Origin of the sequence: Streptomyces sp. AC512_CC834 (assembly GCF_019049325.1) — a bacterium.
Taxonomy (GTDB): domain Bacteria; phylum Actinomycetota; class Actinomycetes; order Streptomycetales; family Streptomycetaceae; genus Streptomyces.
In genome coordinates this window covers 37520-63545 of the sequence record NZ_JAGMUO010000030.1, presented here as the reverse complement: position 1 = coordinate 63545, position 26026 = coordinate 37520, and the positions used below count along the sequence as shown (strand labels likewise).

The 26026-nt window shown below is 72.2% G+C and carries 21 protein-coding genes and 1 riboswitch; of the genes, 8 read left to right on the top strand and 13 right to left on the bottom strand.

What is annotated here, in order from left to right:
• Window positions 1-97 precede the first annotated feature (97 nt).
• From KUM40_RS12145 to KUM40_RS12115, 7 genes are all read right to left on the bottom strand, one after another.
• Entirely contained in the window at window positions 98-2404 is a 2307-nt protein-coding gene (locus KUM40_RS12145) for a sensor histidine kinase (RefSeq protein ID WP_217165822.1), read from the bottom strand.
• Window positions 2389-2655 (bottom strand): helix-turn-helix transcriptional regulator, encoded by a 267-nt coding sequence (locus tag KUM40_RS12140; protein WP_308401123.1) that lies wholly within the window; start codon window positions 2653-2655, stop codon window positions 2389-2391. The genes KUM40_RS12145 and KUM40_RS12140 overlap by 16 nt, the downstream gene beginning before the upstream one ends.
• Window positions 2652-3038, bottom strand: coding sequence for a response regulator transcription factor (locus KUM40_RS12135; RefSeq protein WP_217165821.1), 387 nt, complete (start codon window positions 3036-3038; stop codon window positions 2652-2654). Before KUM40_RS12135 ends, KUM40_RS12140 begins: the two co-directional genes overlap by 4 nt.
• 212 nt (window positions 3039-3250) lie before the next feature.
• Window positions 3251-3901, bottom strand: coding sequence for a thymidine kinase (locus KUM40_RS12130; RefSeq protein WP_217165820.1), 651 nt, complete (start codon window positions 3899-3901; stop codon window positions 3251-3253).
• A gap of 81 nt (window positions 3902-3982) precedes the next feature.
• Window positions 3983-5176 (bottom strand): alkaline phosphatase family protein, encoded by a 1194-nt coding sequence (locus KUM40_RS12125; RefSeq protein WP_217165819.1) that lies wholly within the window; start codon window positions 5174-5176, stop codon window positions 3983-3985.
• On the bottom strand, window positions 5176-5772 hold the full coding sequence (locus KUM40_RS12120; protein WP_217165818.1) for a DUF5998 family protein: 597 nt from the start codon (window positions 5770-5772) through the stop codon (window positions 5176-5178). The genes KUM40_RS12125 and KUM40_RS12120 overlap by 1 nt, the downstream gene beginning before the upstream one ends.
• Window positions 5773-5856: 84 nt before the next feature.
• Window positions 5857-9036, bottom strand: a complete 3180-nt coding sequence (locus tag KUM40_RS12115) for a bifunctional GNAT family N-acetyltransferase/acetate--CoA ligase family protein (protein WP_217165817.1) — start codon at window positions 9034-9036, stop codon at window positions 5857-5859.
• A gap of 200 nt (window positions 9037-9236) precedes the next feature.
• Here KUM40_RS12115 and KUM40_RS12110 point away from each other — a divergent pair, with 200 nt between their 5' ends.
• On the top strand, window positions 9237-9518 hold the full coding sequence (locus tag KUM40_RS12110) for an HPr family phosphocarrier protein (RefSeq protein WP_217165816.1): 282 nt from the start codon (window positions 9237-9239) through the stop codon (window positions 9516-9518).
• Window positions 9519-9672: 154 nt separating this feature from the next.
• Here the strand turns inward: KUM40_RS12110 and KUM40_RS12105 are convergent, their stop codons facing one another.
• From KUM40_RS12105 to KUM40_RS12090, 4 genes are all read right to left on the bottom strand, one after another.
• The gene (locus KUM40_RS12105) at window positions 9673-10368 is read right to left on the bottom strand and encodes a GntR family transcriptional regulator (RefSeq protein WP_217165815.1); all 696 of its coding nucleotides are present in this window, start codon (window positions 10366-10368) and stop codon (window positions 9673-9675) included.
• A gap of 254 nt (window positions 10369-10622) precedes the next feature.
• Window positions 10623-11387, bottom strand: coding sequence for a M23 family metallopeptidase (locus tag KUM40_RS12100; protein WP_217165814.1), 765 nt, complete (start codon window positions 11385-11387; stop codon window positions 10623-10625).
• Window positions 11388-11399: 12 nt separating this feature from the next.
• Window positions 11400-11563, bottom strand: a riboswitch (cyclic di-AMP (ydaO/yuaA leader).
• A gap of 191 nt (window positions 11564-11754) precedes the next feature.
• Complete coding sequence (locus KUM40_RS12095) at window positions 11755-13143, bottom strand: pitrilysin family protein (RefSeq protein ID WP_217165813.1); 1389 nt, start codon at window positions 13141-13143, stop codon at window positions 11755-11757.
• The gene (locus KUM40_RS12090) at window positions 13140-14504 is read right to left on the bottom strand and encodes a pitrilysin family protein (RefSeq protein WP_217165812.1); all 1365 of its coding nucleotides are present in this window, start codon (window positions 14502-14504) and stop codon (window positions 13140-13142) included. The genes KUM40_RS12095 and KUM40_RS12090 overlap by 4 nt, the downstream gene beginning before the upstream one ends.
• 331 nt (window positions 14505-14835) lie before the next feature.
• On the opposite strand from KUM40_RS12090, the gene KUM40_RS12085 reads away from it, so the two are divergent.
• Complete coding sequence (locus tag KUM40_RS12085; protein ID WP_217165811.1) at window positions 14836-17292, top strand: DNA topoisomerase (ATP-hydrolyzing) subunit A; 2457 nt, start codon at window positions 14836-14838, stop codon at window positions 17290-17292.
• Between the two features lie 214 nt (window positions 17293-17506).
• Here the strand turns inward: KUM40_RS12085 and KUM40_RS12080 are convergent, their stop codons facing one another.
• A complete protein-coding gene (locus KUM40_RS12080) occupies window positions 17507-18607 on the bottom strand; it encodes a GTP-binding protein (RefSeq protein ID WP_217165810.1) in 1101 nt (366 codons plus the stop codon).
• A gap of 318 nt (window positions 18608-18925) precedes the next feature.
• Here KUM40_RS12080 and KUM40_RS12075 point away from each other — a divergent pair, with 318 nt between their 5' ends.
• On the top strand, window positions 18926-19477 hold the full coding sequence (locus KUM40_RS12075; RefSeq protein WP_217165809.1) for a DUF6082 family protein: 552 nt from the start codon (window positions 18926-18928) through the stop codon (window positions 19475-19477).
• A 127-nt stretch (window positions 19478-19604) separates the two neighbouring features.
• Window positions 19605-19841 (top strand): hypothetical protein, encoded by a 237-nt coding sequence (locus KUM40_RS12070; protein ID WP_217165892.1) that lies wholly within the window; start codon window positions 19605-19607, stop codon window positions 19839-19841.
• A gap of 139 nt (window positions 19842-19980) precedes the next feature.
• On the opposite strand, the gene KUM40_RS12065 is transcribed toward KUM40_RS12070, so the two are convergent.
• On the bottom strand, window positions 19981-21153 hold the full coding sequence (locus KUM40_RS12065) for a citrate synthase/methylcitrate synthase (protein WP_217165808.1): 1173 nt from the start codon (window positions 21151-21153) through the stop codon (window positions 19981-19983).
• Window positions 21154-21266: 113 nt separating this feature from the next.
• On the opposite strand from KUM40_RS12065, the gene KUM40_RS12060 reads away from it, so the two are divergent.
• The 4 genes from KUM40_RS12060 to KUM40_RS12045 all read left to right on the top strand — a co-directional run bounded on the left by KUM40_RS12060 (window position 21267) and on the right by KUM40_RS12045 (window position 25983).
• On the top strand, window positions 21267-22526 hold the full coding sequence (locus tag KUM40_RS12060) for a citrate synthase (protein ID WP_217165807.1): 1260 nt from the start codon (window positions 21267-21269) through the stop codon (window positions 22524-22526).
• A 54-nt stretch (window positions 22527-22580) separates the two neighbouring features.
• On the top strand, window positions 22581-23525 hold the full coding sequence (locus KUM40_RS12055; RefSeq protein ID WP_217165806.1) for a sucrase ferredoxin: 945 nt from the start codon (window positions 22581-22583) through the stop codon (window positions 23523-23525).
• Window positions 23526-23614: 89 nt separating this feature from the next.
• On the top strand, window positions 23615-25306 hold the full coding sequence (locus KUM40_RS12050; RefSeq protein WP_217165805.1) for a sensor histidine kinase: 1692 nt from the start codon (window positions 23615-23617) through the stop codon (window positions 25304-25306).
• A complete protein-coding gene (locus KUM40_RS12045) occupies window positions 25303-25983 on the top strand; it encodes a response regulator (RefSeq protein WP_217165804.1) in 681 nt (226 codons plus the stop codon). Before KUM40_RS12050 ends, KUM40_RS12045 begins: the two co-directional genes overlap by 4 nt.
• The last annotated feature ends 43 nt before the right edge of the window (window positions 25984-26026 follow it).

Genomic DNA, 26026 nt, shown 5'->3' with positions numbered 1-26026 from the left:
GGCTCCCCCGATCCTCCCGGCCGGGACGCGTTCCGGCTGTCCCCGCCAGTGGGGACATGCCCGGCGGCCGGGGGCGGGGGCGGGGGCGGGGGCGGCGTCAGGGTGCGCGGACGGCCGCTTCCACCCACGTGGAGGTGTCGGAGTTCGCCACCTCGGCCTGTGCTCCGGCACCGGCGACCGAGACGGCGTCGCTCAGTGCCCGGGCCCGCTGTTCGTCCCCCGGAAGTATCACCAGGGAGGCGCGTACGGTGCCCGTCGCCGCGTTCACGGTGAGGAAGACCTCGCGCGGGGTGGGACCGGAGGTCAGCGCGGTGGTGAGCAAGAGGCGTAGAAAGGACGGCGGGTGCGGTTCGTCGGAGTCCGACTGGATGACGACGGCACATTCCGCCCCGCGGGCAGCGGCCAGTAGCCCGCGCACGGTGCGATCGAGGACTCCGGGCAACTGGATCTCGTCACGGACCGCGCCGGCCAGCAGACGGGCGCGGTCCCTGACCCCGGGGTCGTCGGGCCCGTACCGCCCCGACCCCACCTCGGCGAGGAACGGCAGGATCTCCTCGCCGAGGTGGTTCAGCCGTTCCCGGTGCAGCTCTTCCCGGGCCCGCCGGGCCGCCTCGGTGGCGAGCGTGGCCGACCGGGCGGCCTCGGCGCGCGCCGTCACCCCGCCGAGGCGGGCGACGGTACGTCCGATGGCAAGGCCCGCGAGGACGCCGAGGGCGGGCGCGAAAAGGGCGGGCAGCACCACGGCGACAGTCGCGCCGGGCGAGGGCGCGATCGGCGGACCGGTCATGACGAGTACGACGATGCCCACCTGCTCCAGCGCCAGCGCCGTCAACGCCTCCCAGGCCGGGCGGACGATCACCAGCAAGGTCAGTAGCGGTGTCACCGCGCCGATCGGCCACGACTCGAAGTCCTTGATGGCGGACAGGGGCAGGACAAAAAAGCTGCCGAGCGCCCCAGCGACTGCGAACACGCAGGCGGCGCCGGCCACAGGACCCGGGATCCGCGTGTTGGCCCGCAGGAGCAGGGCCACGGTGAGGGCCGCGAGCAGCCCGTACCAGACCAGTAGAGGGCCCGTGTCCGGGCCGCGAGAGGTGTGGACGACCGCCACGACACCCATGGTGACGAGAAAGGGCAGGCACACGGCGGCCAGAGGGCGCCGCACATCCCCCACGGCGGCCCGCATCCGACCGATCGTCCCCTCGGAGCCTCCGTCCCGGAGGCCGGCTCCTTCCGTGGCACCCTCCGGCCGTACGACCGGAGGGTGCCACTCCAGTCGTACCGTGGTACCGCGTCCAGGGGCGCTGCGAACCTCCGCACGTCCTCCGACCTCTTCCATCCGCCGGATCACCGAGCGTCGCAACCCCACCGAGGACGGGGCGAGTTCTCCGGCGGCGAAGCCGGCCCCGTCGTCCGTGACGCTCAGATGGAAGCCCTCGTCCCGCTTCGCGCCGGGACGGCCGGAACCGTCACCCTGGAGCCGTACGTGAACGGTCCGGGCCGCGGCGTGCTCCTCAACGTTCCGGAGCGCCTCGCGGGCGGCGCCTGCCACCGCGTCGGCCACCCGCGACGGAACGTGGAGCGCACCGGCGGCCTCGACTGTCAGCGCCGTCCCCGAGGGCGGCCGGAGCGCGCGCACCACGGTCGACAGGTCCGCCCGGCCCTCGCGTCCGGGTCCGGCCGGGGCTGCGTCGAGCGCGGCCACGGCCCCCGAGGCCGCTTCCCGAAGCCGGGATACCGGGATGCCGGGAAGGCTGATGGCCTGCAGTGCGGTACTGACTTCGTCGTGCAACGTGCCTTGGAAGTTCCGGTGGGCCTCGCGCCGGCCCTCCTCGCGCCCCGCCGCCGCACGCACCGCCCGTACCCGCCGCTGCGCCCGGTCGGCCCGGTCGCCCGCGGTGCGCATCAAAGGGGCGAGCACATCACCGGCCACGGCCGTCGCCACCACCGGCCAGACACCCTCCACTGCCCCTGCCGGGCCGTCCGCGGGCCAGGATGTGGTGATCTGGGCCCCCATCGCCACCACGCAACTCCACCGGCGGGCGCGGCGCGGCAGCAGCGCGGCAGCGAGGAGCACGGCCGGGACGGTCAGCAGACAGCGCTGCCCCACCACGACGCGGGAGGCGCCGCCCGCGGCGAGCACCACTTGTCCGAGCACCGCCAGACCGACGGCCACGCCGGAGTCCACCCGCGAAAGAGTCAGACGCGCCCCGCGAACACCCGTCACCACGGCCTGGGCCAGGAACACCACCGCCACCGCGCGGACGTCCGGCGCCGGCTCCACGCCTCCTGAGAGCAGGAACCCCGACCAGCTCAGAGCGAACAGGGCCGACAGGGCCGCCGCCGCGCGGGACAGCCCGCTCTCCACCCCGTGCCGGTAGGACCCCGGCGTCAGGACCCGGTCCATTCCGGCAGGTCCGGGCCGATGTCGATGTGTCCGTCTGCCACGACTCGGTACACGAGCTCTCCGGTGCCTTCCACCCGTTCGTCGGCCGCCTTCGCATAGGCCTCGACCGCCCGCTTGCGGTGGGTGTGCAAGGTGTCCTCGGTGATGTGCAGCAGGCGCGCGATATCCGCGTACGGCAGGCCCCTGGCTATGAGCTCCAGCACCTGCAACTGCCTGGCGGGCAGACGGACATTGCCTCGTGGATCGGTCACGATTGAATGGGCCAGGCGGCTGGAGACGTAGACCTCGCCGGTGTCCGCGTACGGATCGCCTCGACGAGCCGGTCCTGCGGATCCTCTTTCAGCACCAGGCCGAGGGCCCCTTCGTCAAGGGCCCGGCGCACCAGGGCGGGACGCTGCTCGCCGGTGAAGACCAGCACCCGCGCCCCGGCGGCCAGCAACCGGCGGACGTTCGAAGCGACGTCACTGCCGTCACGCAGCCGGAGGTCGAGCAGCACGACGGATACCGTGTTCTCGCCCGTAAGCTCGTCGAACAGGGCTCCGACGTTCTCGGCTGTCGCCACCAGCCGGATGCCGGACGCGTGGCGGGCGAAGTGAGCCGCGATGCCGTCGAGGAGGATGGGGTGGTCGTCCACGGCGGCAACTCTGATCTCCGGACTGTCCCCGGTTCTTGCGCCCGGTCCCATGCCACCGCCCCCGCCCTGCGACACCACGCGCCCCGGGACCTCTGTGTTGGTGTCGCTTCCCCCCGGTGCGTGCATGGTAGACGCTGCCACGGGCCGCCGCCGCGCGTTCGCGAAGAAGCCCGAGAGTGACGTCCGCTCGGCCGGGCGGTCTCAGGAAGGTCTCAGCTCGACCGGACCGGCAGCACGTCCGGCGACAGCGCCGCCGCGCGGGCCGTCGCGGCGGTCGTACGGCGGCGGTGGTGCCGTCGGCACAGCACTTCGTAGCCGATCTCGTCGGGAGACTGTGCGACGTCGCCGACGACCACCTGGGCGCCCTCGACGACCATGACGCCGCCGACGGTGCGAGCGTTGTGCGTGGCGCGGGCGCCGCACCAGCACAGGGCCTCGACCTGGAGCACCTCGACGCGGTCGGCGAGTTCGACCAGGCGCTGGGAGCCGGGGAAGAGCTTGGAGCGGAAGTCGGTGGTGATGCCGAAGGCGTACACGTCGACGTCGAGGTCGTCGACCACGCGCGCGAGCTGGTCGATCTGGTCCGGCGCCAGGAACTGCGCCTCGTCCGCGATCACGTAGTCCACGCGCCCGCCCTGCGAGAGGTGGTCGACGACGTGGGCGTACAGGTCCTGGCCGTCCCCGACCTCCACCGCGTCGGTGACCAGCCCGAGGCGCGAGGAGAGCTTGCCCTCGCCGGCGCGGTCGTCGCGGGTGAAGATCATGCCGACGAGTCCGCGCGCCGAGCGGTTGTGCTCGATCTGGAGAGCCAGTGTCGACTTCCCGCAGTCCATCGTTCCGGAGAAGAACACCAGCTCGGGCATGAGGGGTGAGGCACCTTTCGGCAACGGGTCGGGGTGTGCGGCAGGGCGACGGCAGAGCGGAGGCAGGGCGGCGGCAGGGCGTCAGGAGCGTACTTCGAGCAGGGGGACGAGCTGCTCGGCAGGGGTCATCGAACCGTGGTTGCCGACCATCGCCGACTCCTTCGGCTCGCGCTCGGAGGCGATGAGCAGGACGTCGTCGCGCGCGGCGGCGACCACGTCGCCGATGCGGCCGTACACCCGGTCGTCGATGCGGGGCCCGAACCACCCCGCCGCGATCGCCTCGTCCCGGGACGCCACCCAGAACTGCTCGCCGAGCACCTCGCGCCAGCAGTACAGCACGTCGTTGTGCGCGCCGGGGACGGAGTAGACGTGCCGGGCGCGGCCCTCGCCGCCGAGGAGGGCGACACCCGCCTTCAGCTCCCAGTCCTCGTCGAAGTCGAGGCGGTGGTCATCGTCGAACGGCACGTCGACCATGCCGTGGTCGGCGGTGACGTACAGGGCGCTGCGCGGCGGCAGCCGCTCGGCGAGGCGCTGGACGAGCCGGTCGACGTGCCCGAGCTGTCCGCGCCAGGTGTCGGAGTCGACGCCGAAGCGGTGGCCGGCGCCGTCGACCTCGGCGTAGTACGTGTAGACGAGCGCGCGGTCGGCGCCGGCCAGCTCCTCGGCGGCGCAGTCCATCCGGTCCTCGCCGGACAGCCGGCCGTGGAACACGCCGCCGCTCAGCGCGACCTTGGTCAGCGGGGTGTTCGCGAAGGTCGGGGAGGAGACCTGGGCGGCGTGCACACCCGCCTCGTGGGCGAGCTGGAAGACGGTGGGGTACGGCTGCCAGGGTCCGGGCGCGGTCCACGGCTGCCAGCGAAGCTGGTTCATCAGCGCGCCGGTGTCCGGATTGCGCACGGTGTAGCCGGGCAGGCCGTGGGCGCCCGGCGGCAGACCGGTGCCGACGGAGGCGAGGGAGGTCGCCGTGGTCGCCGGGTAGCCGGCGGTGATCGGGCGTCCGGTGCCGCCGCGCGAGGTGTCCAGGAGGGAGGTGAGGAAGGGGGCGTCGTCCGGGTGGGCGCGCAGTTGCTCCCAGCCGAGACCGTCGATCAGGAACACGCAGTTCCGGTCGGCGGGGGTCAGTTCGGTGATCCCCGCGGTCATCCCGGGGACGCCGAGGCCGGCGGCCAGGGTGGGCAGCAGGTCGGCGAGCGAGCCCGTGCCGTACTCGGGTACGGGGGCGGAGTCGACGGGGAGCGGTTCCGGGTGGGTGTCCCAGGCGGTGTGCTGCACCATCAGCGGGCGGAGTCCGCGGTCGCCTCGGAGAGGGCCTGCGCGAAGCTCAGCGCCTGGCGCACCGTCTCGGGTCCGTCCCCGGCCTCGCTGACGCGCAGGCTGAGGTCGTCGGCGGTCGAACTGCCCGTGTAGCCGTGGTCGGCCTCGCAGTTGGGGTCGCCGCAGGCGGCCGGCTCGAGGTCGAGGCGGGAGACGGCGCCCCAGCCGATGGTCAGCACGATCTCGCGGGGCAGCGTGCCCGGCTTGTACTGCTCCGGGTTGGCGACCACACGGCTGACGACGATGGACGAGATCCGGCCGAGCTTGACGGACTCCGTGGACGTCGTGGCGTACGGCGTCGGGGAGGTGTCGTCGGCGGCCTGCTCGTCGGTGTGGCTGACGATGAAGCGGTTGCCGGTCAGCACCAGCACGGTCACGTGCCGACGCACCTCGTTCTGGTCGAACGTCGTCTCCTGATGGACCAGGTACGACCGCATGGGCTCGCCGCCCACGGCGGCCTCCACCGCCTCGGCCACGAGGGCCGGGTAGTAGCCGCTGCGCTCGATCGCCGATCGCAGCCCCTGGGTCGTCGTACTGGTCTTGGCCATGCCGTCCATCCTACGGGGACCCACTGACTGCGAGGCACGCTCCCGCGGTACCCGTCCCGGGCCGTGGGCGGGCCGTGCCCGGCGCTTGGCGGGTCAGTAGGCCGGCAGGGTCCGCGGACCCAGGTCGTCCCTGGCGGGAGGGGGCGCGAGGCGGACGGAGGCGCTGAGGACGCTCAGACCGCGCGGGGCCACCACGACCGGTTCCAGGGTGACCGCCACGACCTCCGGGTGGTCGTCGACCAGCCGGGAGACCCGCAGCAGCAGCTCCTCCAGGGCGGCGGCGTCGACCGGGGCCGAGCCGCGCCAGCCGAAGAGGAGGGGCGCCGTGCGGATCGAGCGGATGAGCGAGGTGGCGTCGCGGTCGGTGACCGGGATCAGCCGGTGTGCCATGTCGCCGAGCAACTGGGTGGCGGCACCGGCGAGGCCGAAGGAGAGCACCGCGCCCGCCGCCGGGTCGATGACCGCCCGTACGACCGTGTCGACACCGCGCGGTGCCATGCCCTGCACCACCGGACGCAGCTCGGCGGGCTTCCCGAACAGCTCGGTCAACTCGGCGTAGGCCCGTCGCAGTTGCTCCTCGTCCGCGAGATCCAGGCGTACGCCGCCCAGGTCGGCGCGGTGCCGCAGGTGCGGGGCGGTGGCCTTCAGGGCCACGGGGTAGCCGATGGTCCGCGCGGCGGCCGCGGCGTCGTCGGGGGTGGGGGCGGGCAGGGCGCGGTGGACGTGGACGCCGTACCTGCCGAGCAGGTCACAGGTCTCCTGGGCGCCGAGGGTGAGCCCCTGCCCGCGCGCGAGGTGCCCTGCTATCAGCTCGGCGGCGCCCTTCTCGTCGATGTCCTCGTACTCCGGCACCTTGCCCGGGTCGGCGGCCTCGCGACGCCACTGGGCGTAGGCAACCGCCTGGCCGAGGGCCCGGACGGCACGCTCGGCGGCGGGGTAGGCGGGGATGAGGTGGGTCCCTTCCGAGGCCTGGACGCCGGGCGGGTGTTGCGCCGGGGCGGCGGGCGAGGGTTGCGCCGACGTGACGGGCGGGGGCTGCGCCGGGGCGGCAGGCGGGCGGTGCCCCGGAGCGCCGGGCACAGGCTCCGCCGACGTGACGGGCGCGGGCTGCGCCGGGGCGGCAGGCGGGCGGTGCCCCGCAGTACCGAGCTCGGGCTCCGCCGACGTGACGGGCGCGGCCTGCGCCGGGGCGGCAGGCGTGGGCTGCGCCGGGGCGGCAGGCGGACGCTGCTCCGCAGCACCGGGCCCAGGCTCCGCCGACGTGACTGGCGCGGGCTGTTTCGGGGCGGCAGGCGGACGCTGCCCTGGAGCGCCGAGCTCGGGCTCCGCCGACGTGATGGGCGCGGGCTGTGTCGGGGCGGCGGGTGTGGGCTCCTCGGTGGGGCTCGGTGCGGCCTGGGGGGCGGTGCTTGCCGCCGCCGACAGGGCTTCCGCCAGGCCGCCCAGCTCCACGTGGACCACGAGGACCGGCTTGGCGGGCACCGCGGCCGCCGCCGAGCGCAGGGCCTCCGCCAGCGCGGCGTCCCCGGCCGACCCCTCCCCCACGGTCGGGATGGCGGTCACCACCACCGCGTCGCACGTGTCGTCGGCCAGGGCCCGGGACAGGGCCGCGTGGAAGTCGTCGGCCGAGGCCGCCGTAGTCAGGTCCAGGGGAGGGCGCGGCCGCAGCCCCTCGGAGAGGCACGCGTCGTACGTGAGGAGTCCCAGTGACTCGGAGTTGCCCAGGATGGCCACCCTCGGCCCGGTCGGCAGCGGCTGGCGGGCGAGGAGCAGTCCCGCGTCGACCAGGTCGGTGATCGTGTCGACGCGGATCACGCCGGCCTGCCTCAGCAGTGCGGAGACCGTCGCGTGCGGCAGCCGTGTCGCCCGTACCGCGTGCCCCTGCGGTGCCACGCCGCCGTGCCGGGCCCCCTGCACCACGACCAGCGGCTTGACGGCCGCGGTCCGCCGGGCCAGGCGGGTGAACTTGCGCGGGTTGCCGATGGACTCCAGGTACATCAGCGCGACGTCGGTCTCCGGGTCGTCGTACCAGTACTGGAGGACGTCGTTGCCGGAGACGTCGGCCCGGTTGCCGGAGGAGACGAAGGTCGACACGCCGGTGACGCCGGTGACCCCGCCGCCGCGCCGGTGCAGCCGGGACAGCAGGGCGATGCCGATGGCGCCGGACTGGGCGAACAGGCCGATCCGGCCGGGGCGCGGCATCTCGGGGGCGAGGGAGGCGTTGAGCCGGACGTCCGGGGAGGTGTTGATGATCCCGAAGGCGTTGGGTCCGATGATCCGCATGCCGTACGTACGCGCGTGCCGCACGAGGGCGCGCTGGCGTTCGCGTCCGTCGGGGCCGCTGTCGGCGTATCCGGCGGAGATCACCACCAGTCCCTGCACGCCGTGCTCGCCGCACTCGGTGACGACGTCGGGGACGTGCTCGGCGGGCACGGTGACGACGGCGAGGTCGACGGGCCCGTCGATGTCCCGCACGGAGCGGCGGGCGGGGACTCCGTCGAGTTCCTTCCGGTCCTCGGGAAAGGAGCTGTTCACGGCGTAGAGCCGGCCCGGGTAGCCCGCGTCCCGGATGTTGTCGAGGATGCTGCGGCCGACGCCGCCCGGTGTGCGGCCGGTGCCGACGACCGCCACCGAGCCCGGTTGCAGCAGCCGCTGGACGGAACGGGCCTCCGCGCGGTGCTCGCGCGCGTACTGCACGGCGAGCGAGCGGTCGGTGGGCTCCAGATCGAACTCCAGGCGGACCACACCGTCCTCGAAGCTCCGCTTCTGGGTGTACCCGGCGTCCATGAAGACTTTGATCATCTTGTTGTTGGCGGGCAGCACCTCGGCGGCGAAGCGGCGGATGCCGCGCTCGCGGGCGACGGCGGCGATGTGCTCCAGGAGGGCGGAGGCGACGCCGCGGCCCTGGTGCGCGTCCTGGACGAGGAAGGCGACCTCGGCCTCGTCGGCCGGTGCCGAGGCGGGCGTTCCGCCGGCGCCGATCCGGTCGTAGCGTACGGTGGCGATGAACTCGCCGCCGATGGTGGCCGCGAGTCCCACCCGGTCCACAAAGTCGTGGTGCGTGAAGCGGTGGACGTCCTTGGCGGACAGGCGAGGGTACGGCGCGAAGAAGCGGTAGTACTTCGACTCGTCGGAAACCTGCTCGTAGAAGCTGACCAGGCGCTCGGCGTCATCAACGGTGATGGGGCGGACGCGCGCGGTGCCGCCGTCGCGCAGCACCACGTCGGCTTCCCAGTGCGCGGGATACTCCTGCCGGTCCGACGAGGTCTGCATGGGCCCCAGAGTACGGCTCGCGTACGACAACGGCGCGGGGCAGTCTGTGGGGGCGAGAGCTCGGACCGAGGCCGCGGTCCGACGATCGCCCGGGACGGCACAGGGCCAGTCCCGGCATGCTTCACGATGTGGGAAACTGGTCTAGACAAGACTGGTCTAGACAACTTCAACCCCTCTGAACACCTGAAGGGCAGCATCACATGGCTGAGCGCCGCGTCAACGTCGGCTGGGCCGAGGGTCTCCACGCCCGCCCCGCCTCCATCTTCGTCCGAGCCGCCACGGCCACAGGCGTCCCGGTGACGATCGCCAAGACCGACGGGTCGCCCGTCAACGCGGCCTCCATGCTGGCCGTCCTCGGCCTCGGCGCCCAGGGCGGCGAGGAGATCGTCCTCGCCGCCGACGCCGAGGGCGCGGAAGCCGCCCTGGACCGGCTGGCCAAGCTGGTCGCCGAGGGGCTCGAGGAGCTTCCCGAGACCGTCTGACGGACAGCGGAATCGAGCGGAATCAAGCGGAATCGAAAGGCCTGCCCGGACCCACCGGGTGGGCCTTTCGCCTTCTCGATCCGCTTTCCCATTTATTTGCGGGCAGCAGAAAAAAGCCCTCTAAATTTCCCCTTCTTTGTATACGGCGCCCGTGTTAATGGCGCAGGCTCGGCATGTTTACGGGACGTTGCGATTTCCTCACACGCTCCGGCCGCCCGCCGTCGGAGGAGAATCGCAGCCGGTGCGCCGGAGCCGACCGTTCGGTGTGCAGCGTCATGAGCGCCCGCGCGCGATCGCCGTCGCCTCGGGCCACCGCGTCGACGATCGCACCGTGCTCCGCCCAGTACTCCACGGGCCCGGCCGGCACCTCCACGACGTACATCCAGGCGATCTTGTGGCGCAACTGGGTCAGCAGCGCCGTCAGCGAGGGGCTGCCGGCCGCCTGGGCGAGGGTCTCGTGGAACCAGCCGCCCAGGGAGCGCAGATCCTCGAAGGTGCCCTGCCTGGCGCGCTCCTGCCCCAGTCTGACCAGCCCGCGCAACACCTTGAGGTGGGCCTCGGTGCGTCGCCGGGCGGCCCGGGAGGCGCCGAGGGGCTCCAGGAGCGTGCGCGTCTCCAGCAGGTCGGCGGCCTCCTGTTCGGTCGGTTCCGCGACGCACGCGCCCGCGTGCCGCCGGGTCACCACGAAGCCCTCGGCCTCCAGGGTGCGCAGGGCCTCGCGGACGGGGACGCGGGAGACGCCGTAGCGGCGGGCGAGGAGTTCCTCAGTGAGCCGGCTCCCGCGCCCGTGGACGCCGGCGACGATGTCGTCCCGGATCGCCGTACACACCGAATGCGCCGGAATACGCATGACCGACCTCCGCCTTAATCCCCGTGAAACGTCGACGATTGACGCGTGTTCAGCGACTCTAGGCCAATCAAGCGGATATTCCGACGGCGGGACGGATTTCGTGGACGTATTTTGGACAGTGGGCGCCCATGCAGTGGGCGTCCGTGCAGTGGGTATCCGCCGTCGAGGACGGAATACGAGAGCCCCGGCTCGGGATGCCGGGGCTCTCGGATGCCGTACGGTCCGCCGTACCCGTCCGCCGTACGCGTCCGCCGTCAGACGTCCACGCCGTGGGAGCGGAGGTAGGCGACGGGGTCCATGTCCGAGCCGTACTCGGGGCTCGTACGGGCCTCGAAGTGCAGGTGCGGCCCGGTGACGTTGCCGGTGGCGCCGGAGAGGCCGATCTGCTGTCCGGGCCCGACCGCCTGGCCGACGGAGACGCCGATGGACGACAGATGCCCGTACTGCGTGTACGTGCCGTCGTGCATCTTGATCACGACCTGGTTGCCGTACGCCCCGCCCCAGCCGGCCTCGACGACGGTACCGACGCCGACCGCGTGCACGGAGGTGCCGCTCGAGGCGTGGAAGTCGATTCCGGTGTGGCTGCCGGAGGACCACAGGGAGCTGCCGGCCTGGTACGCGGTGGAGACGTAGGAGGCGGTGATCGGCGCGACGAACGTGTTGAGGCGCTTGCGCTCCGCCTCCCGGGCGGCGCGCTCCTGGTCCTCGCGCGCCTCCTTGGCCGCCTCGGCCGCCCGCTCGCGGGCCGCCTCCTGGGCCGCCTCGCGGGCGGCGGCGTCCACGGCGGCCTGCTTCTGGGCGACGGCCTGGGCGTCGATCTCGTCGGCAATGGAGTCGCCGATGGTGATGACCGGGGTGATTCCGCTCTGCTCCACCTCGGGCTCTGCAGCGAGCGCCGGAGCCGCGAGGGTGCCGACGACGCCGGTGGTGGCGAGGGCCGCGACACCCGCCGCGCGGGCGGTGGTGCGGTGCACCCGGCCGGTACGCCGGTGCTTCCCGGTGGCGCGCGTGAACGCCATGTAGAGGCTGGTCCTTTCCTTCCCTCTCGCCTACCGGGTTAGCTGACGGGTTCGGAGGTGGAAGGTCTCCTACGGACCCCCTCGCGGTGCGCGCGGGCGTCCGATTCACCCCAGGGACTACGTGGGTCCCCGGCTCCCCTGGCTCGCGCCGTACGGGGACTCGGCGATGACTGTCCGGTGCCGCGGGTGCGGCGCACTGCCTGACGAACAGCCCGGACGAAGCTAAACGGGCCTGTCTTCAATCCTCAAACGCAACAGGGTTTTTATAGCGCACGCCACAGGGCAGACAGGCAGCCATTCCCCCAATTCGGACAAACAGTGGCCCTGGTGACACTCCGGTCACCAGGGCCACCGCGCGCGTGTGCCGCTATTCGGCCGCGACCACGGTGACTTCACCGATACCGAGGGCCTCCACGGGCTCCTTGATCTGCGCCGCGTCACCGACGAGGACGGTCACCAGGCGGTCCACCGGGAAGGCGTTCACGACCGCCGCCGTGGCCTCCACGGTGCCCGTGGCGGCGAGTTGACGGTAGAGCGTCGCCTGGAAGTCGTCGGACAGGTGCTGCTCGACCTGGTCGGCCAGGGTGCTCGCCACGGCCGCCGCCGTCTCGTACTTCAGCGGTGCCACGCCCACCAGGTTCTGCACGGCCACGTCGCGCTCGGAATCGGTGAGCCCCTCCGCGGCGAGCTTGCGCAGCACCGTCCACAGGTCGTCGAGGGCGGGACCGGTGTTCGGGGTGTCGAAGGAGCCGCTGATGGCGAGCATGGCGGCGCCCGTGCCGTCCGGCGCGGAACGCAGGACCTGCCCGAACGCCCGGACACCGTAGGTGTAGCCCTTCTCCTCGCGCAGGACGCGGTCCAGGCGCGAGGTGAGGGTGCCGCCGAGGCAGTAGGTGCCCAGCACCTGCGCGGGCCACACGCGGTCGTGCCGGTCGGCGCCGGTGCGGCCGATCAGCAACTGCGTCTGGACGGCCCCGGGGCGGTCCACGATGACGACCCGGCCCCTGTCGTCGGCGGTCACGGGCGGCACGGGGCGCGGCTGGGCGGCCGAGCCCGTCCACGCGCCCAGGGTGTCGCCGAGGAGCGCGTCGAGGTCTACGCCGGTGAGGTCGCCGACGACCACGGCGGTGGCCGTGGCGGGGCGGACGTGCCGCTCGTAGAAGGCGCGTACGGCCGCGGAGTCGATGCTCGCGACGGTCTCCTCGGAGCCCTGACGCGGGCGCGACATGCGCGACTCCACCGGGAACAGCTCCTTGGAGAGTTCCTTGGCGGCCCGGCGGGAGGGGTTGGCCAGCTCGTGCGGGATCTCGTCGAGCCGGTTGCGCACCAGCCGTTCGACCTCGCTGTCCGCGAAGGCGGGCGCCCTGAGCGCGTCCGCGACCAGGCCGAGGGCCTTGGCGAGGCGCGAGGCGGGCACCTCGAGGCTCAGTCGGACACCGGGGTGGTCGGCGTGCGCGTCCAACGTGGCGCCGCAGCGCTCCAGCTCGGCGGCGAAATCCTCGGCGGAGTGCTTGTCGGTGCCCTCGGAGAAGGCGCGCGCCATGATCGTGGCGACGCCGTCGAGGCCGGCCGGCTCGGCCTCCAGGGGCGCGTCGAGGATCACCTCGACGGCGACGACCTGCTGGCCGGGGCGATGGCAGCGCAGCACGGTGAGGCCGTTGTCGAGGCTGCCGCGCTCGGGGGCGGGGAAGGCCCACGGCTTGGGCTCGCCGGCCTGCGGCTGTGCGTGGAATTCCATGGTGGCGAGCTCGGTCACTTGGCCGCCTCCTCGTTCTCGTCGGTGGCGTTCTCGTCGGTGTCGTTCTCGTCGGTGGGGGCGGTGGGCTCGTAGACGAGGACCGCGCGGTTGTCGGGGCGCAGGCGGGCCTTGGCGACCTCCTGGACCTCCTCGGCCGTCACCTCGAGGACCCGCTGTACGGCGGTGAGGGCGAGCTGCGGGTCGCCGAACAGGACGGCGTACCGGCACAGTTCGTCGGCGCGGCCCGCGACCGTGCCCAGCCGGTCCAGCCACTCGCGCTCCAACTGGGCCTGCGCGCGCTCCATCTCCTCGGCCGTGGGGCCCTCCTCGGCGAACCGGGCCAGCTCCTCGTCGACGGCGGTCTCGATGACCGGCACCTCGACGTCACCGGACGTCTTCACGTCCAGCCATCCCAGCGAGGGCGCCCCGGCGAGCCGCAGCAGGCCGAACCCGGCGGCGACGGCCGTGCGGTCGCGGCGTACGAGCCGGTTGTACAGGCGGGACGACTCGCCCCCGCCCAGGACGGTGAGGGCCAGGTCGGCCGCGTCGCTCGCGCGTGTGCCGTCCTCCGGCAGGCGGTAGGCCGCCATCAGGGCACGGGCCGGGACCTCCTCCTCGACGACCTCGCGCAGTTGCCCGCCCATGACGTCGGGCAGCGAACCGTCCCGGGGAGGCTGCTTGCCGTCGTGCGGGGCGATGGAGCCGAAGTACTTCTCGATCCAGGCGAGCGTCCGCTCGGGGTCGATGTCGCCGACGACCGACAGCACCGCGTTGTTCGGCGCGTAGTACGTGCGGAAGAACGCGCGCGCGTCATCGAGGGTGGCCGCGTCCAGGTCGGCCATCGAGCCGATCGGGGTGTGGTGGTAGGGGTGGCCCTCCGGGTAGGCGAGCGCGGTCATCTTCTCGAAGGCCGTGCCGTAGGGGACGTTGTCGTAGCGCTGGCGGCGTTCGTTCTTGACGACGTCCCGCTGGTTCTCCATCGACTCCTCGTCCAGGGCGGCGAGCAGTGAGCCCATGCGGTCGGCCTCCAGCCAGAGGGCGAGCTCTAGCTGGTGGGCGGGCATGGTCTCGAAGTAGTTGGTCCGCTCGAAGCTGGTGGTGCCGTTGAGGGAGCCGCCGGCGCCCTGCACCAGTTCGAAGTGGCCGTTGCCCTTGACCTGGGCGGAGCCCTGGAACATGAGGTGCTCGAAAAGGTGAGCCAGACCGGTGCGTCCCTTGACCTCGTGGCGGGAGCCGACGTCGTACCAGAGGCACACCGCCGCGACCGGGGTCAGGTGGTCCTCGGAGAGCACCACGCGCAGGCCGTTGGCCAGGCGGTGCTCGGTCGCTGTCAGGCCGCCGGAGCCTGCCTGGGCGGTGGCCGTGTGACCCATGGGCATGTACGTCCCTTCGATCGCGAAATCCTTGGCGGAATCACTGGTTGAATCACTCGGTGAATCACTGGGTGAATCACTGGGCGGAACTGCGGAATTCCGCCGATCCTGCCACTGTATGCAAGCGTCCGGGGAGCCGGTGGAGTTCCCGGGCCCCGTACGCCGAGAGCGAGAACGCGCTGGGTGGGCCGCCGGGGCCGAGGGCGTACCCTGCGGGCAGCGCCGGGCCGGGCAGCCGGGCAGCCCATGACGGGTCCTGGTCGGTCGCTGTCAGTGCCGCAGTCCACAATGGACGGCGTCAGATCACCGTTCACGCTTCAGCAAGGAGCCGGCAGCGATGGCCCGCCGTAGTACGAAGACCCCGCCACCCGACGACTCGTACGAGGAGAAGATCCTCGACATCGACGTGGTCGACGAGATGCAGGGCTCCTTCCTCGAGTACGCGTACTCGGTCATCTACTCCCGTGCGCTGCCGGACGCGCGCGACGGCCTCAAGCCGGTGCACCGCCGCATCGTGTACCAGATGAACGAGATGGGGCTGCGGCCCGAGCGCAGCTATGTGAAGTGCGCCCGCGTCGTCGGCGAGGTCATGGGCAAGCTGCATCCGCACGGCGACGCGTCGATCTACGACGCTCTGGTGCGCATGGCCCAGCCGTTCTCGATGCGCGTGCCCCTGGTGGACGGCCACGGCAACTTCGGTTCTCTGGGCAACGACGACCCGCCGGCCGCCATGCGGTACACCGAGTGCCGCATGGCCGAGGCCGCAAGCCTGATGACGGAGTCCATCGACGAGGACACCGTCGACTTCGGCCCCAACTACGACGGCCAGGAGCAGGAGCCGGTGGCGCTGCCCGCCGCCTTCCCGAACCTGCTGGTCAACGGCGCCTCGGGCATCGCGGTCGGCATGGCGACGAACATGCCGCCGCACAATCTGCGCGAGGTCATCGCTGCGGCCCGGCACCTGATCCGGTACCCGAACGCCGATCTCGAAGCCCTGATGAAGCACGTTCCGGGCCCCGACCTGCCCACCGGCGGCCGGATCGTCGGCCTGCCCGGCATCCGGGACGCCTACGCGACGGGCCGCGGCACCTTCAAGATCCGCGCGACGGTCGCCGTGGATACCGTGACGGCCCGCCGCAAGGGTCTCGTCGTGACCGAGCTGCCCTTCGCGGTCGGCCCGGAGAAGGTGATCGCCAAGATCAAGGACCTGGTGGGCTCGAAGAAGCTCCAGGGCATCGCCGACGTCAAGGACCTCACCGACCGCGAGCACGGGCTGCGCCTGGTCATCGAGATCAAGAACGGCTTCGTGCCCGAGGCGGTCCTGGAGCAGCTCTACAAGCTGACGCCGATGGAGGAGTCCTTCGGCATCAACAACGTCGCCCTGGTGGACGGCCAGCCGCTGACGCTGGGCCTCAAGGAGCTGCTCGAGGTCTATCTCGACCACCGCTTCAACGTCGTACGACGCCGCAGCGAGTTCCGCCGCAGCAAGAAGCGCGACCGGCTGCATCTGGTGGAGGGCCTGCTCACCGCCCTGGTCGACATCGACGAGGTCATCCGGCTCATCCGCTCCAGCGAGAACTCCGCGCAGGCGAAGCAGCGCCTGATGGAGCGCTTCTCGCTGAGCGACGTCCAGACCCAGTACATCCTGGACACCCCGCTGCGCCGGCTCACCAAGTACGACCGCATCGAGCTGGAGTCCGAGAAGGACCGGCTGAACGCGGAGATCGAGGAGCTGACCCGGATCCTCGACTCGGACGCGGAGCTGCGCAAGCTGGTCTCCACCGAGCTGGCCGCGGTCTCCAAGAAGTTCGGCACCGACCGCCGTACGACGCTGCTGGAGTCGGGCGGCGCCACGGTCACCGCCGTGCCGCTCCAGGTGGCGGACGACCCGTGCCGGGTGCTGCTGTCCTCGACGGGCCTGCTGGCCCGCACCGCGAACGACGAGCCGCTCGTCACGGCGGCAGGGGCCAAGCGGATCAAGCACGACCTGATCGTCTCGGCGGTGCCGGCCACGGCGCGCGGCGAGGTGGGCGTGGTGACGTCCGCCGGGCGGCTGCTGCGGGTGGACGTCGTGGACCTGCCCCAGCTCCCGGAGTCCATGCCGACGCCGAACCTGGCGGGCGGTGCGCCGCTGGCGGAGTTCGTGTCCCTGGAGGACGACGAGGGGGTCGTCTGTCTGACCACGCTGGACGAGTCCTCGCCTGGCCTTGCACTCGGCACGGAACAGGGCGTCGTCAAGCGGGTGGTGCCCGACTTCCCGTCCAACAAGGACGAGTTGGAGGTCATCTCCCTCAAGGAGGGCGACCGGATCGTCGGTGGCGCCGAGTTGCGCACCGGCGACGAGGACCTGGTCTTCATCACGGACGACGCGCAACTGTTGCGCTACCAGGCCTCGCAGGTCCGTCCGCAGGGCCGTCCGGCGGGAGGTGTGGCGGGCGTCAAGCTCACCGACGGCGCCAAGGTCATCTCCTTCACGGCGGTGGACCCGGCCGCGGAGGCGGTGGTCTTCACGGTCGCCGGTTCGCGCGGCACGCTGGACGACTCCGTGCAGACCACGGCCAAGCTGACCCCGTTCGACCAGTATCCGCGCAAGGGCCGTGCCACGGGTGGCGTGCGCTGCCAGCGGTTCCTGAAGGGCGAGGACTGCCTGGCCTTCGCCTGGGCGGGTCCCACACCGGCCCTCGCGGCGCAGCGGAACGGCACGCCGGCCCAGCTCCCGGAGATCGACCCGCGCCGCGACGGCTCGGGCGTGTCGCTGCCGAAGACGGTGTCGGTGGTGGCGGGTCCGGCCTAGGAGGCGTCGTTTGGAACTGGTCGGCTCCAGGCAACGGTGCCGTGTTCCCGACCCGAGCGGGGTCTGGTGCGTGCGGCTAAAGGCGGAGTAGGGCGACAGGGCGGAGCGCCGGCAACCGACGACAGCGCCGCTGGGGGCACCTCCCACGCCCTTCAGGCAGTGAGGGAGGGCGTGCCAGACCCCGCGACCGGCGGCAAGATCCAAACGACGCCCCCTAGTAGGGCCCGGCTTCGACCGTGGGCGGCGGCTCCTCGCCGTCGCGGTCCTGGACGTAGCGCAGGACGCCCCACATGCCCTGCTCGTCGGCGTGTGGGGCGTCGGTGTCCCGGCGGCACGCGTCGAGTTCCTCGCGGAGGGCCGGTGCGTCGATGCCGGAGCCGATGAGGACGAGTTGCGTGCGGCGGGGTTCGGCGTCGTCGGCGGACGTCCACGGCTCCGGATAGAAGCGCAGGAAACGCCCGACGGCGTGGACGGCGTACCGGTTCCGCGTGTCGTACGGGCCGAAGTCGACGTACCCCTTGATCCGGTACAGGCCCTCGGGCCGGCTGTCGAGGAAGCGCATGAGCCGGCGCGGGTCGAGCGGAAGGCCGGAGACGAACGACAGGGTGTCGTAGGCGGCGTGCAGATGCCCTGCGTGGGGGCCGTGGGGGCCGCCCTCGCCGTGGTCGTGCAGGTCGTCGAAGGACAGTTGCCCCACCCGCTCCTCACTGGGCCGGCAGTCGTACAGGAACTCGGGATCGACACGGCCGTAGGTCGCGGGCACGACGGCGGCGCCGTCGCCGAGCGAATGGACGAGCGCCAGCACGCGCTCGGCGTCGGGAGCGCGGTCGGTCTTGTTGACCACGATCAGGTCGGCGAGCGCCAGGTGCCGGTCGATCTCGGGGTGTCTGGCACGGGTGTCGTCGAACTCGGCGGCGTCGACGACCTCTACGAGCCCGCCGTAGACGATCTCCGGCTGCTCGCTGGCGAGCAGCATGCGCACCAGTTCCTGCGGTTCGGCGAGACCGCTGGCCTCGATGACGACGACGTCGATACCGGCCTCGGGCCGGGCGAGCCGCTCCAGATACCCGTCGAGTTCACTCGCGTCGACGGCACAGCACAGACATCCGTTGCCCAGCGACACCGTGGAGTCGCCGAGCGCTCCGGCGACGGCCATCGCGTCGATCTCGATCGAGCCGAAGTCGTTGACGATGGCGCCGATCCGGCTGCCTCCGCTGCGGTGGAGGAGGTGGTTGAGGAGTGTGGTCTTTCCGGAGCCGAGGAATCCGGCGAGTACGACGACCGGGACCTGCTGCGGAATCGGGCGCTGCCCCACCGTGCGACCTCTCTCTCACCCACACGTACGCCGGCCCGCGCCAGGGCGTACATCCACGTACGGAATTGCCTGTTCAGGATACGAGCCGGCGGAGTACCCGCGGAGTGAACGATTGTTAGCAGCACTTGGTGGGCAGACGTTTTGCATGGCGCCGGACCGTGCGACCCTCGCTTCCCTCCGTGCGCCGCCTCTCCGCCTCCCCGCCGGTCAGCGCCGCTCGGCACCCTGGAGGCGGCAGCACCACGCATCGCTCGCCGGTCCCCGTCAGCCGACCCGCACTCGACGACCGGCGGGCGGTCGCCTGACTCGGGGGTTGACATGGTCACACGGAAGAAGATCACGGGGAGGTTCGGCTCCGCCGCGGCCGGGATGCTTGTCGCGACGGCGGGGGTTTCGCTGGCCGCGCGGCAGCGGCGGCTGGAGGCACAACGCCTCGAAATCAAGAGGCTGGAGCTGGAGGAGGCGACCTCCCGACGCAGGGCGCTGGCCCACCAGCAGCGCATGCACTGGGAGCTGCTCACAAGGGCGATGGACGACTCGTCCCTGGCTGCCGTGATCGATACGTACGACAAGGACATCCCGGCGGAGAAGCGGCGTCAGTTCTTCTACGCCAACGCGTGGTACGTCAACCTGTACCACCTCTACCAAACGGGCCTGTTGGATCAGCAGGAGTTGTTCGGACGCCTGCGCGAAATCTTCCAGACGCCACTGATGCGGGAGTACTGGGAGGCGTCCAAGGCACAGCGCGCGACGCTGGAGGAGTCGTCCGACGAGACCCGAATCGGGGCTATGGTTGACGGCCTCATCAAGGACCTGGACGAGGCAGACACAGACGAGTGGTGGGTTGTCGGCACCCCTCCGCCTGACTAAGACGGAGCGTCAACCTCGGGCGAGTGAACCTCTCGACTCATTTCGGCCATGCAGTCACACTCGCCCCACTGATCACAGTAACGTGCTGCCGACCAGTGTGCCCAACCTGTGTAAGGACCGGTACCCCTTGAAAATCGTGCGCCGCATCGGTGTGCCTCCAAGCTCGCGTGGCAGTACTTCCGGAGCCAACTGCCCGGATCTATTCGAACTGAGCGACGGCAACTTCGCCGTGATCGGTGCGGAGGCCACCGAGGCCCTTGAGCGTGAGCTTCCGGCTGATGCTTCCCGCGCGGACTACGAACGCATCGTGGTCATCAGCCGAGAGACCTTGATCCGCGCCAAGGCGGACATCCCCGACGCCTGACGTCACCCCGTGTCTCCGGCCGCACCCACCGCCGACCGCGCACGGACCCACCACCCGGCGAGCAACCCGGCACCCCGTCCCTGCTCGACGCTCCCCGACCAGGCCTGGCGCCCGAACGGCACCAGGCCGCTCGCTTTTCTCAGGCCACCGCGGGCACCCCCACCGGCGCCTCCGGCCCCACATACCGTGCCGCAGGACGGATGATCTTCGAGTCACGGGCCTGTTCCAGGATGTTCGCGCTCCAGCCCACGACCCGCGCCGCCGCGAACGTGGGCGTGAACATCTCGCGGGGCAGACCGCACAGCTCCATGACCACGCCCGCGTAGAACTCGACGTTGGTGTGCAGCTCGCGCCCCGGCTTCAGCTCCGCGAGGATCGCCTCGACCTGCCGTTCCACCTCGACGGCGAACTCCACGCGCGGGCCGCCGAACCGCTGCGCCACCGCACGCAGCATCCGCGAGCGCGGGTCCTCCGTGCGGTAGACCGCGTGGCCGAAGCCCATGATGCGGTCGCCGGCGAGTACCCGCTCGCGGATCCACGCGTCGATCCGGTCGGGCGTGCCGATCGCGTCCAGGGTGTCGAGCGCACGGCTGGGCGCCCCGCCGTGCAGCGGGCCGGACAACGCCGACACCGCACCGGCCAGGCAGGCCGCGACATCCGCACCCGTCGAGGCGATGACCCGCGCGGTGAAGGTTGACGCGTTGAACCCGTGATCAATGGTGGAGATCAAGTACTGCTCGACCGCTCGCGTGCGATCCTCGTCCGGCTCCTCGCCGGTCAGCATGTAGAGGTGGTTCGCGGCGTACGACAGGTCTTCCCGGGGCTCCACCGGGTCGAGCCCCCGCCCCAACCGGTGCAGCGCGGTGAGCAGTGTGGGCACGGCCGCGGCGGCCGCCAGGGTGTCCTGGCGGCGCTGTTCGGGCGACAGGTCGTACACGGGCCCGAAGCCCTGGGCGGCGCCCAGCAGGGACAGGCCCGTGCGCATACCGGCGAGCGGGCCGGAGCGTCCGCCGGCCGCGGCGATGGCGGGCAGTGCCGCGCGCACCGCGTCGGGGAGCCGCCGCAGCGCCGCGGTCTCGGCGGCGAAGGCGGCGCCGCGTCGCGCGTCGGGGAGTTCGCCGTGGACCAGGAGATGCCAGACGTCCTCGAAGCCACGGTTCTGTGCCAGCTCGACGGCCGAGTACTGGCGGTAGTGGTAGAAGCCCTCGAGCCCTCGCACGTCGCCGACCTCGGTGTCGGCCACCACGACACCGGCGAGCCCGCGCGGCACCTCGACGAGCGTCGCGGCGGCTGCGTTTCTGTTGACGGTCATGATTGCCTCCTCAAACTTGACTCAACTGTCCATACTTGACTGAGACTCTGTCAATATTGATTGAGTCAATCCACAGCTCAAGACGGATGTCCTTCGATCGATACGGTGACCTCATGCGCGATCAAGAGCCCGACCACCCCGCCGGCGGCGAGCGGCGCCTGACCACCAGGGAGGCCGCCGAACTGCTCGGGGTGAAACCCGAGACCGTGTACGCGTACGTCAGCCGCGGCCAGCTCGGCAGCCGGCGCACACCCGGCGGCCGGGGCAGCACCTTCGACCCCGACCAGGTGCGGGACCTGGCCCGACGCAACCGGCGCGACAGCGGCGCCGCCGCGGCCTCCGGCCATGAGCTGGCCGTGCGCACCCGTCTCACGCTCATCGAGAGCGACCGGTTCTACTACCGGGGCGTCGACGCGGTGGAACTCGCCGCCCGCCACACCTACGAGGAGGTGGCCGAGTGGCTCTGGACGGGCCGGCTGCGTCCCGGCATCACCTTCTCCGCCCCCGAATCCTCCGTGGCCGTCGCCCGCCGGGCCGTCGACGCCCTGCCCGAACACGCCGGTCCCACCGACCGGCTGCGCGTCGCGGCGGTCGCCGCGGCGGTCGCGGACCCGCTCCGCTTCGACCTGTCCGAGGAGGCGGTGCTGGGCACGGCGCGAGTCCTCATCCCCACCCTCGTCGCCGCGCTGCCGCCCGTACTGCGCGACGGAACCGACCGGGACCCGATCGCCCGTCGCCTGTGGACGCGACTGAGCGGACGGCCCGCCGACGAACCGACGCTGCGCGCCCTCGACACGGCGCTCTCCCTGCTCGTCGATCACGATCTGGCGGCCTCCACACTCGCCGTACGCGTCGCCGCGTCGGCGCGGGCGCACGCCTATGCGGCCCTGTCCGCCGGGCTCGGCGTGATCGAGGGGCCGCTGCACGGCGCCGCCGGAGGGCTCGCCCACCGGATGCTGCTGGAGGTGCTCGAGGTGGGCAGCGCGGCGCCGGTGGTGGCGGAGGAGCTGCGGGCCGGCCGGCGCATCCCTGGGCTCGGCCACCGGCTCTACCCCGGCGAGGACCCACGCGCGCGTGCCCTCTTCGCGCTCCTGGAGGACATTCCCCGGGCGGCGCCCGCGCTCGCGGCGGCCCGGGACATCCAGGCCACCGCCGCCCGCCACGCCCCGCTGCACGCCAACGTCGATCTGGCGCTCGCCGTGCTCACCGCGTCCTCGGGCATGCCCACCACCGCGGCCGAGACGATCTTCGCCGTGGCCCGTACGGCGGGCTGGATCGCGCACGCGCTGGAGGAGTACGGGGAACGCCCGCTGCGCATGCGTCCCAGTGGGCTCTACTCGGGACCGAGGCCGCCACGACCACTGCCTCAGTAGCGTGCAGGCGCGGCTGGAAGTCGCCACCGGGCAAGTCAGGTTAGGCTCACCTCTGTGAGTACGTGCTCAACCGTCTCCTGGGACCTCGACGAGCCCGTTTCGGGCACCGCACCCGTCGCGAGGACCTGGTTGCTGCTCGAACAGCCCGGCCCGTGGGGCGCCAAGGGGCTCACTTCGAGCCACCTGGACCTCGCGCTGGGCCGTGCCCTCGAGACGGCCGCGAAGGGTACGGGCGTGCGCGTCGCGCTCATCCGCCGCCCCGGACGCCACGCGGACCGTGGCACGCCCGCCGAGCGCAGGGTGTACGCGGCCCACACCGTGCCGGGCGACGCGTGGCTGCACGGCACCACGATCGGGGACCCCCGTCGGCTGCTCGACCTCGATTTCGCGGCACTCGGCCGGGGCGATCGCCACGCCTTCGACTCGGTGCTCGACGGCGGGGCCCACCTGGGCGATCCGCTCGCTCTCGTCTGCACCAACGGCAAGCGCGACCGGTGCTGCGCACTCCTCGGCAGGCCCCTGGCGGCCGAACTCGCCGCCTCCGGAGCCGACGGCGTCTGGGAAGTCACCCACCTGGGAGGCCACCGTTTCTCACCGACCGTGCTCGTGCTGCCCCACGGATACGTGTACGGCCGGGTCCAGGCCCACACCGTCAAGGAGATCCTGCACGGTGCGCGGGAGGGCCGGATCGTCGTCGAGGGCTGCCGCGGGCACTCCGCGTGGGAGCGCCCCGGTCAGGCGGCCGAGCTGGCCGTGCGGTCGGCCGTGGGCGAGGACACCGCCGAGGCGCTGAGCGTCGTACGGACGGACGGTGCCGCACCGCACTGGGAGGTGACCCTGGCCCACCGCGACGGCCGGCACTGGCGCGTCACCGTCGTGCAGAGCGCGTCGGCGCCACCGCGCCCGGAGAGCTGCGGGGCGTCGGTCCTGGGCTCGCCTGCGCGGATGGAGGTCACCGGGGTGCGCGAACTGTCGGTGACGGCGGCACTCGCGAGCTGACGTTCCGCTCCGGCCGGCGCGCAGCGGACGGGAGATCCGCGCCACACCCCTCTACGGCAGGCCGCCACCTCCCACGTACCGTCATGGGTATGAGCTCCACTCCCTCCGTACGCCGTCTGCGCCTGGGCCTGCCGCGGCGGGTGTTCTCGCAGGTCCTGCTGATGCAGCTTGCGATCGCCGCGGGAGTGGCGGTGCTCGCGACCGGGCTGTTCCTGGCACCGCTCGGCGACCAGCTTGACGACCAGGCGATGCGCAGGGCGCTGGCGATCGCGCAGACCACCGCTCAGCAGCCGCAGGTCGTACGGGACCTGCGGACCACCCGGCCGGCGGCGGACGGCCCGGTGCAGCGGGAGGCGGAGCGGGTCCGCGAGGCCACCAAGGCGGAGTACGTCGTGGTGATGGACCGGCAGGGCGTGCGCTGGTCGCACACCGATCCGACGCGCATCGGCGAGGTCGTGTCGACCGACCCCGGGCAGGCCCTGGCCGGACGCGAGGTCATGGAGATCGACAACGGCACCCTGGGGCGCTCCGCCCGCGGAAAGGTGCCGTTGCGCGACGGCGACGGCGAGATCGTCGGAGCGGTCTCGGTGGGCATCGCGTACGACAGCGTCCGGGCGCGGCTGATCCACGCCATTCCCGGCCTCTTCGCGTACGCCGGTGGCGCGCTGGCCGTCGGAGCCCTGGCGTCCTGGATCATCTCGCGCCGGGTACAGCGGCAGACCCGGGACCTGGCCTTCTCGGACATCGCGGGGCTGCTGGCGGAGCGCGAGGCGATGCTGCACGGCATCCGGGAGGGGGTCGTCGCCCTCGACCGCGCCGGCCGGGTGCGCCTGCTCAACGACGAGGCGCAGCGTCTGCTCGGCATCGGCGGCGAGGCCGTCGGCCGCTCCCCCGACGAGGCGCTCGGCACGGGACGCACGGCCGACGTCCTGGCCGGCCGGGTGACCGGAACCGACCTGCTGACCGTGCGCGGCCAGCGGGTCCTGGTCGCCAACCGGATGCCCACCGACGACGGCGGGGCCGTCGCCACCCTGCGCGACCGCACCGAGCTGGAGCAGCTCGGCCGGGAGCTGGACTCCACGCGCGGCCTGATCGACGCGCTGCGCGCGCAGGACCACGAGCACGCCAACCGCATGCACACCCTGCTGGGACTGCTCGAGCTGGAGATGTACGACGACGCGGTGGAGTTCGTCGGCGAGGTGGTCGGCGACCACCGGGTCACCGCGGAGCAGATCACCGAGAGGATCCAGGACCCCCTTCTCGCCGCCCTGCTGGTCGGCAAGGCGACCGTCGCGGCCGAACGTGGAGTGGCGCTGTGGGTCTCGGACCGGACGCGGCTGCCGGACCGCCTGGTCGATCCCAGGGGGCTCGTCACGATCGTCGGCAACCTCGTCGACAACGCGCTCGACGCCGCGGCGGGGACCTCGCACGCGCGCGTGGAGGTCGAGTTGCGTGCACAGGGGCGAGCCGCCACGCTCACGGTGCGCGACACGGGGCCCGGGATTCCGGCGGAGCACCGGGAGCTGGTGTTCACGGCGGGTTGGTCAACCAAGGAGCCGCCGGCACACCGCCGGCGTGGCATCGGGCTGTCGCTGGTCCGCCGGCTGGCGGAGCGGCAGGGTGGCAGCGCGAGCGTCGGAGAGGCGTACGGCGGGGGCGCGGAGTTCGCCGTCGTCCTGCCCGAGGCCCTGACCGAACCGGACCCGGAGCCCGCCCTCACCGCTTCGGTGAACACCGCTGTCGAGAATGTGAACATCGCTGTCGAGACGGAGTCCCGATGATCGAGGTCCTGGTCGTGGACGACGACACGCGGGTCGCGCGGGTCAACGCCGCCTACGTCGAAAAGGTGCCGGGCTTCCATGTCGCCGGTCAGGCCCACACTGCGCTGGAAGCGCTGCGCGGCGTGGAGCAGCTCCCTCGCCCGGACCTGATCCTGCTGGACCACTACCTGCCCGACCGGACCGGTCTGGAGGTCGTCCAGGAGATGCGGAGGCGCGGCCTCCAGACCGACGTGATCATGGTGACGGCCGCTCGGGACGTGTCGACCGTGCAGGCGGCGATGCGTCAGGGTGCCCTGCAGTACCTGGTGAAACCATTCGCCTTCGCCGGCCTGCGCGCCAAGCTGGAGGCGTACGCGGAGCTGCGCCGCACGCTCGACGGCGGCGGCGAGGCGGAGCAGGCGGAGGTCGACCGGATCTTCGGCGCCCTGTCCGCGCCGTCGGAGCCGGGGCTGCCCAAGGGGCACTCCCCCACCACCGCCGAACTGGTGCGCCAGTGCCTGCTGAAGGCCGACGGGCCGCTCTCCGCCCAGGAGATCGCCGAGCGGACCGGCGTGAGCCGCCAGACCGCGCAGCGTTATCTGAAGCTCCTGGAACGCACCGGGCGGGCCCGGCTGACGCTCAAGTACGGCGACGCGGGCCGCCCCGAGCACCGCTACGAGTGGGCGACCCGCGCCTGAGACGGCCCGTCGGACGAGGACGCCCGGGACCGCCGCCGCCGTT

Bases quoted from the DNA above. Each gene is read 5' to 3' on its own strand.
- KUM40_RS12120 (WP_217165818.1), bottom strand. From the start codon at position 5,772: ATGGACGGCATGGCCAAGACCAGTACGACGACCCAGGGGCTGCGATCG.
- KUM40_RS12050 (WP_217165805.1), top strand. From the start codon at position 23,615: ATGAGCTCCACTCCCTCCGTACGCCGTCTGCGCCTGGGCCTGCCGCGG.
- KUM40_RS12110 (WP_217165816.1), top strand. From the start codon at position 9,237: ATGGCTGAGCGCCGCGTCAACGTCGGCTGGGCCGAGGGTCTCCACGCC.
- KUM40_RS12060 (WP_217165807.1), top strand. From the start codon at position 21,267: ATGCGCGATCAAGAGCCCGACCACCCCGCCGGCGGCGAGCGGCGCCTG.
- KUM40_RS12045 (WP_217165804.1), top strand. From the start codon at position 25,303: ATGATCGAGGTCCTGGTCGTGGACGACGACACGCGGGTCGCGCGGGTC.
- KUM40_RS12100 (WP_217165814.1), bottom strand. From the start codon at position 11,387: ATGGCGTTCACGCGCGCCACCGGGAAGCACCGGCGTACCGGCCGGGTG.
- KUM40_RS12075 (WP_217165809.1), top strand. From the start codon at position 18,926: ATGGTCACACGGAAGAAGATCACGGGGAGGTTCGGCTCCGCCGCGGCC.
- KUM40_RS12090 (WP_217165812.1), bottom strand. From the start codon at position 14,504: ATGCCCATGGGTCACACGGCCACCGCCCAGGCAGGCTCCGGCGGCCTG.
- KUM40_RS12145 (WP_217165822.1), bottom strand. From the start codon at position 2,404: ATGGACCGGGTCCTGACGCCGGGGTCCTACCGGCACGGGGTGGAGAGC.
- KUM40_RS12115 (WP_217165817.1), bottom strand. From the start codon at position 9,036: ATGCAGACCTCGTCGGACCGGCAGGAGTATCCCGCGCACTGGGAAGCC.
- KUM40_RS12130 (WP_217165820.1), bottom strand. From the start codon at position 3,901: ATGCCCGAGCTGGTGTTCTTCTCCGGAACGATGGACTGCGGGAAGTCG.
- KUM40_RS12125 (WP_217165819.1), bottom strand. From the start codon at position 5,176: ATGGTGCAGCACACCGCCTGGGACACCCACCCGGAACCGCTCCCCGTC.
- KUM40_RS12085 (WP_217165811.1), top strand. From the start codon at position 14,836: ATGGCCCGCCGTAGTACGAAGACCCCGCCACCCGACGACTCGTACGAG.
- KUM40_RS12105 (WP_217165815.1), bottom strand. From the start codon at position 10,368: ATGCGTATTCCGGCGCATTCGGTGTGTACGGCGATCCGGGACGACATC.
- KUM40_RS12065 (WP_217165808.1), bottom strand. From the start codon at position 21,153: ATGACCGTCAACAGAAACGCAGCCGCCGCGACGCTCGTCGAGGTGCCG.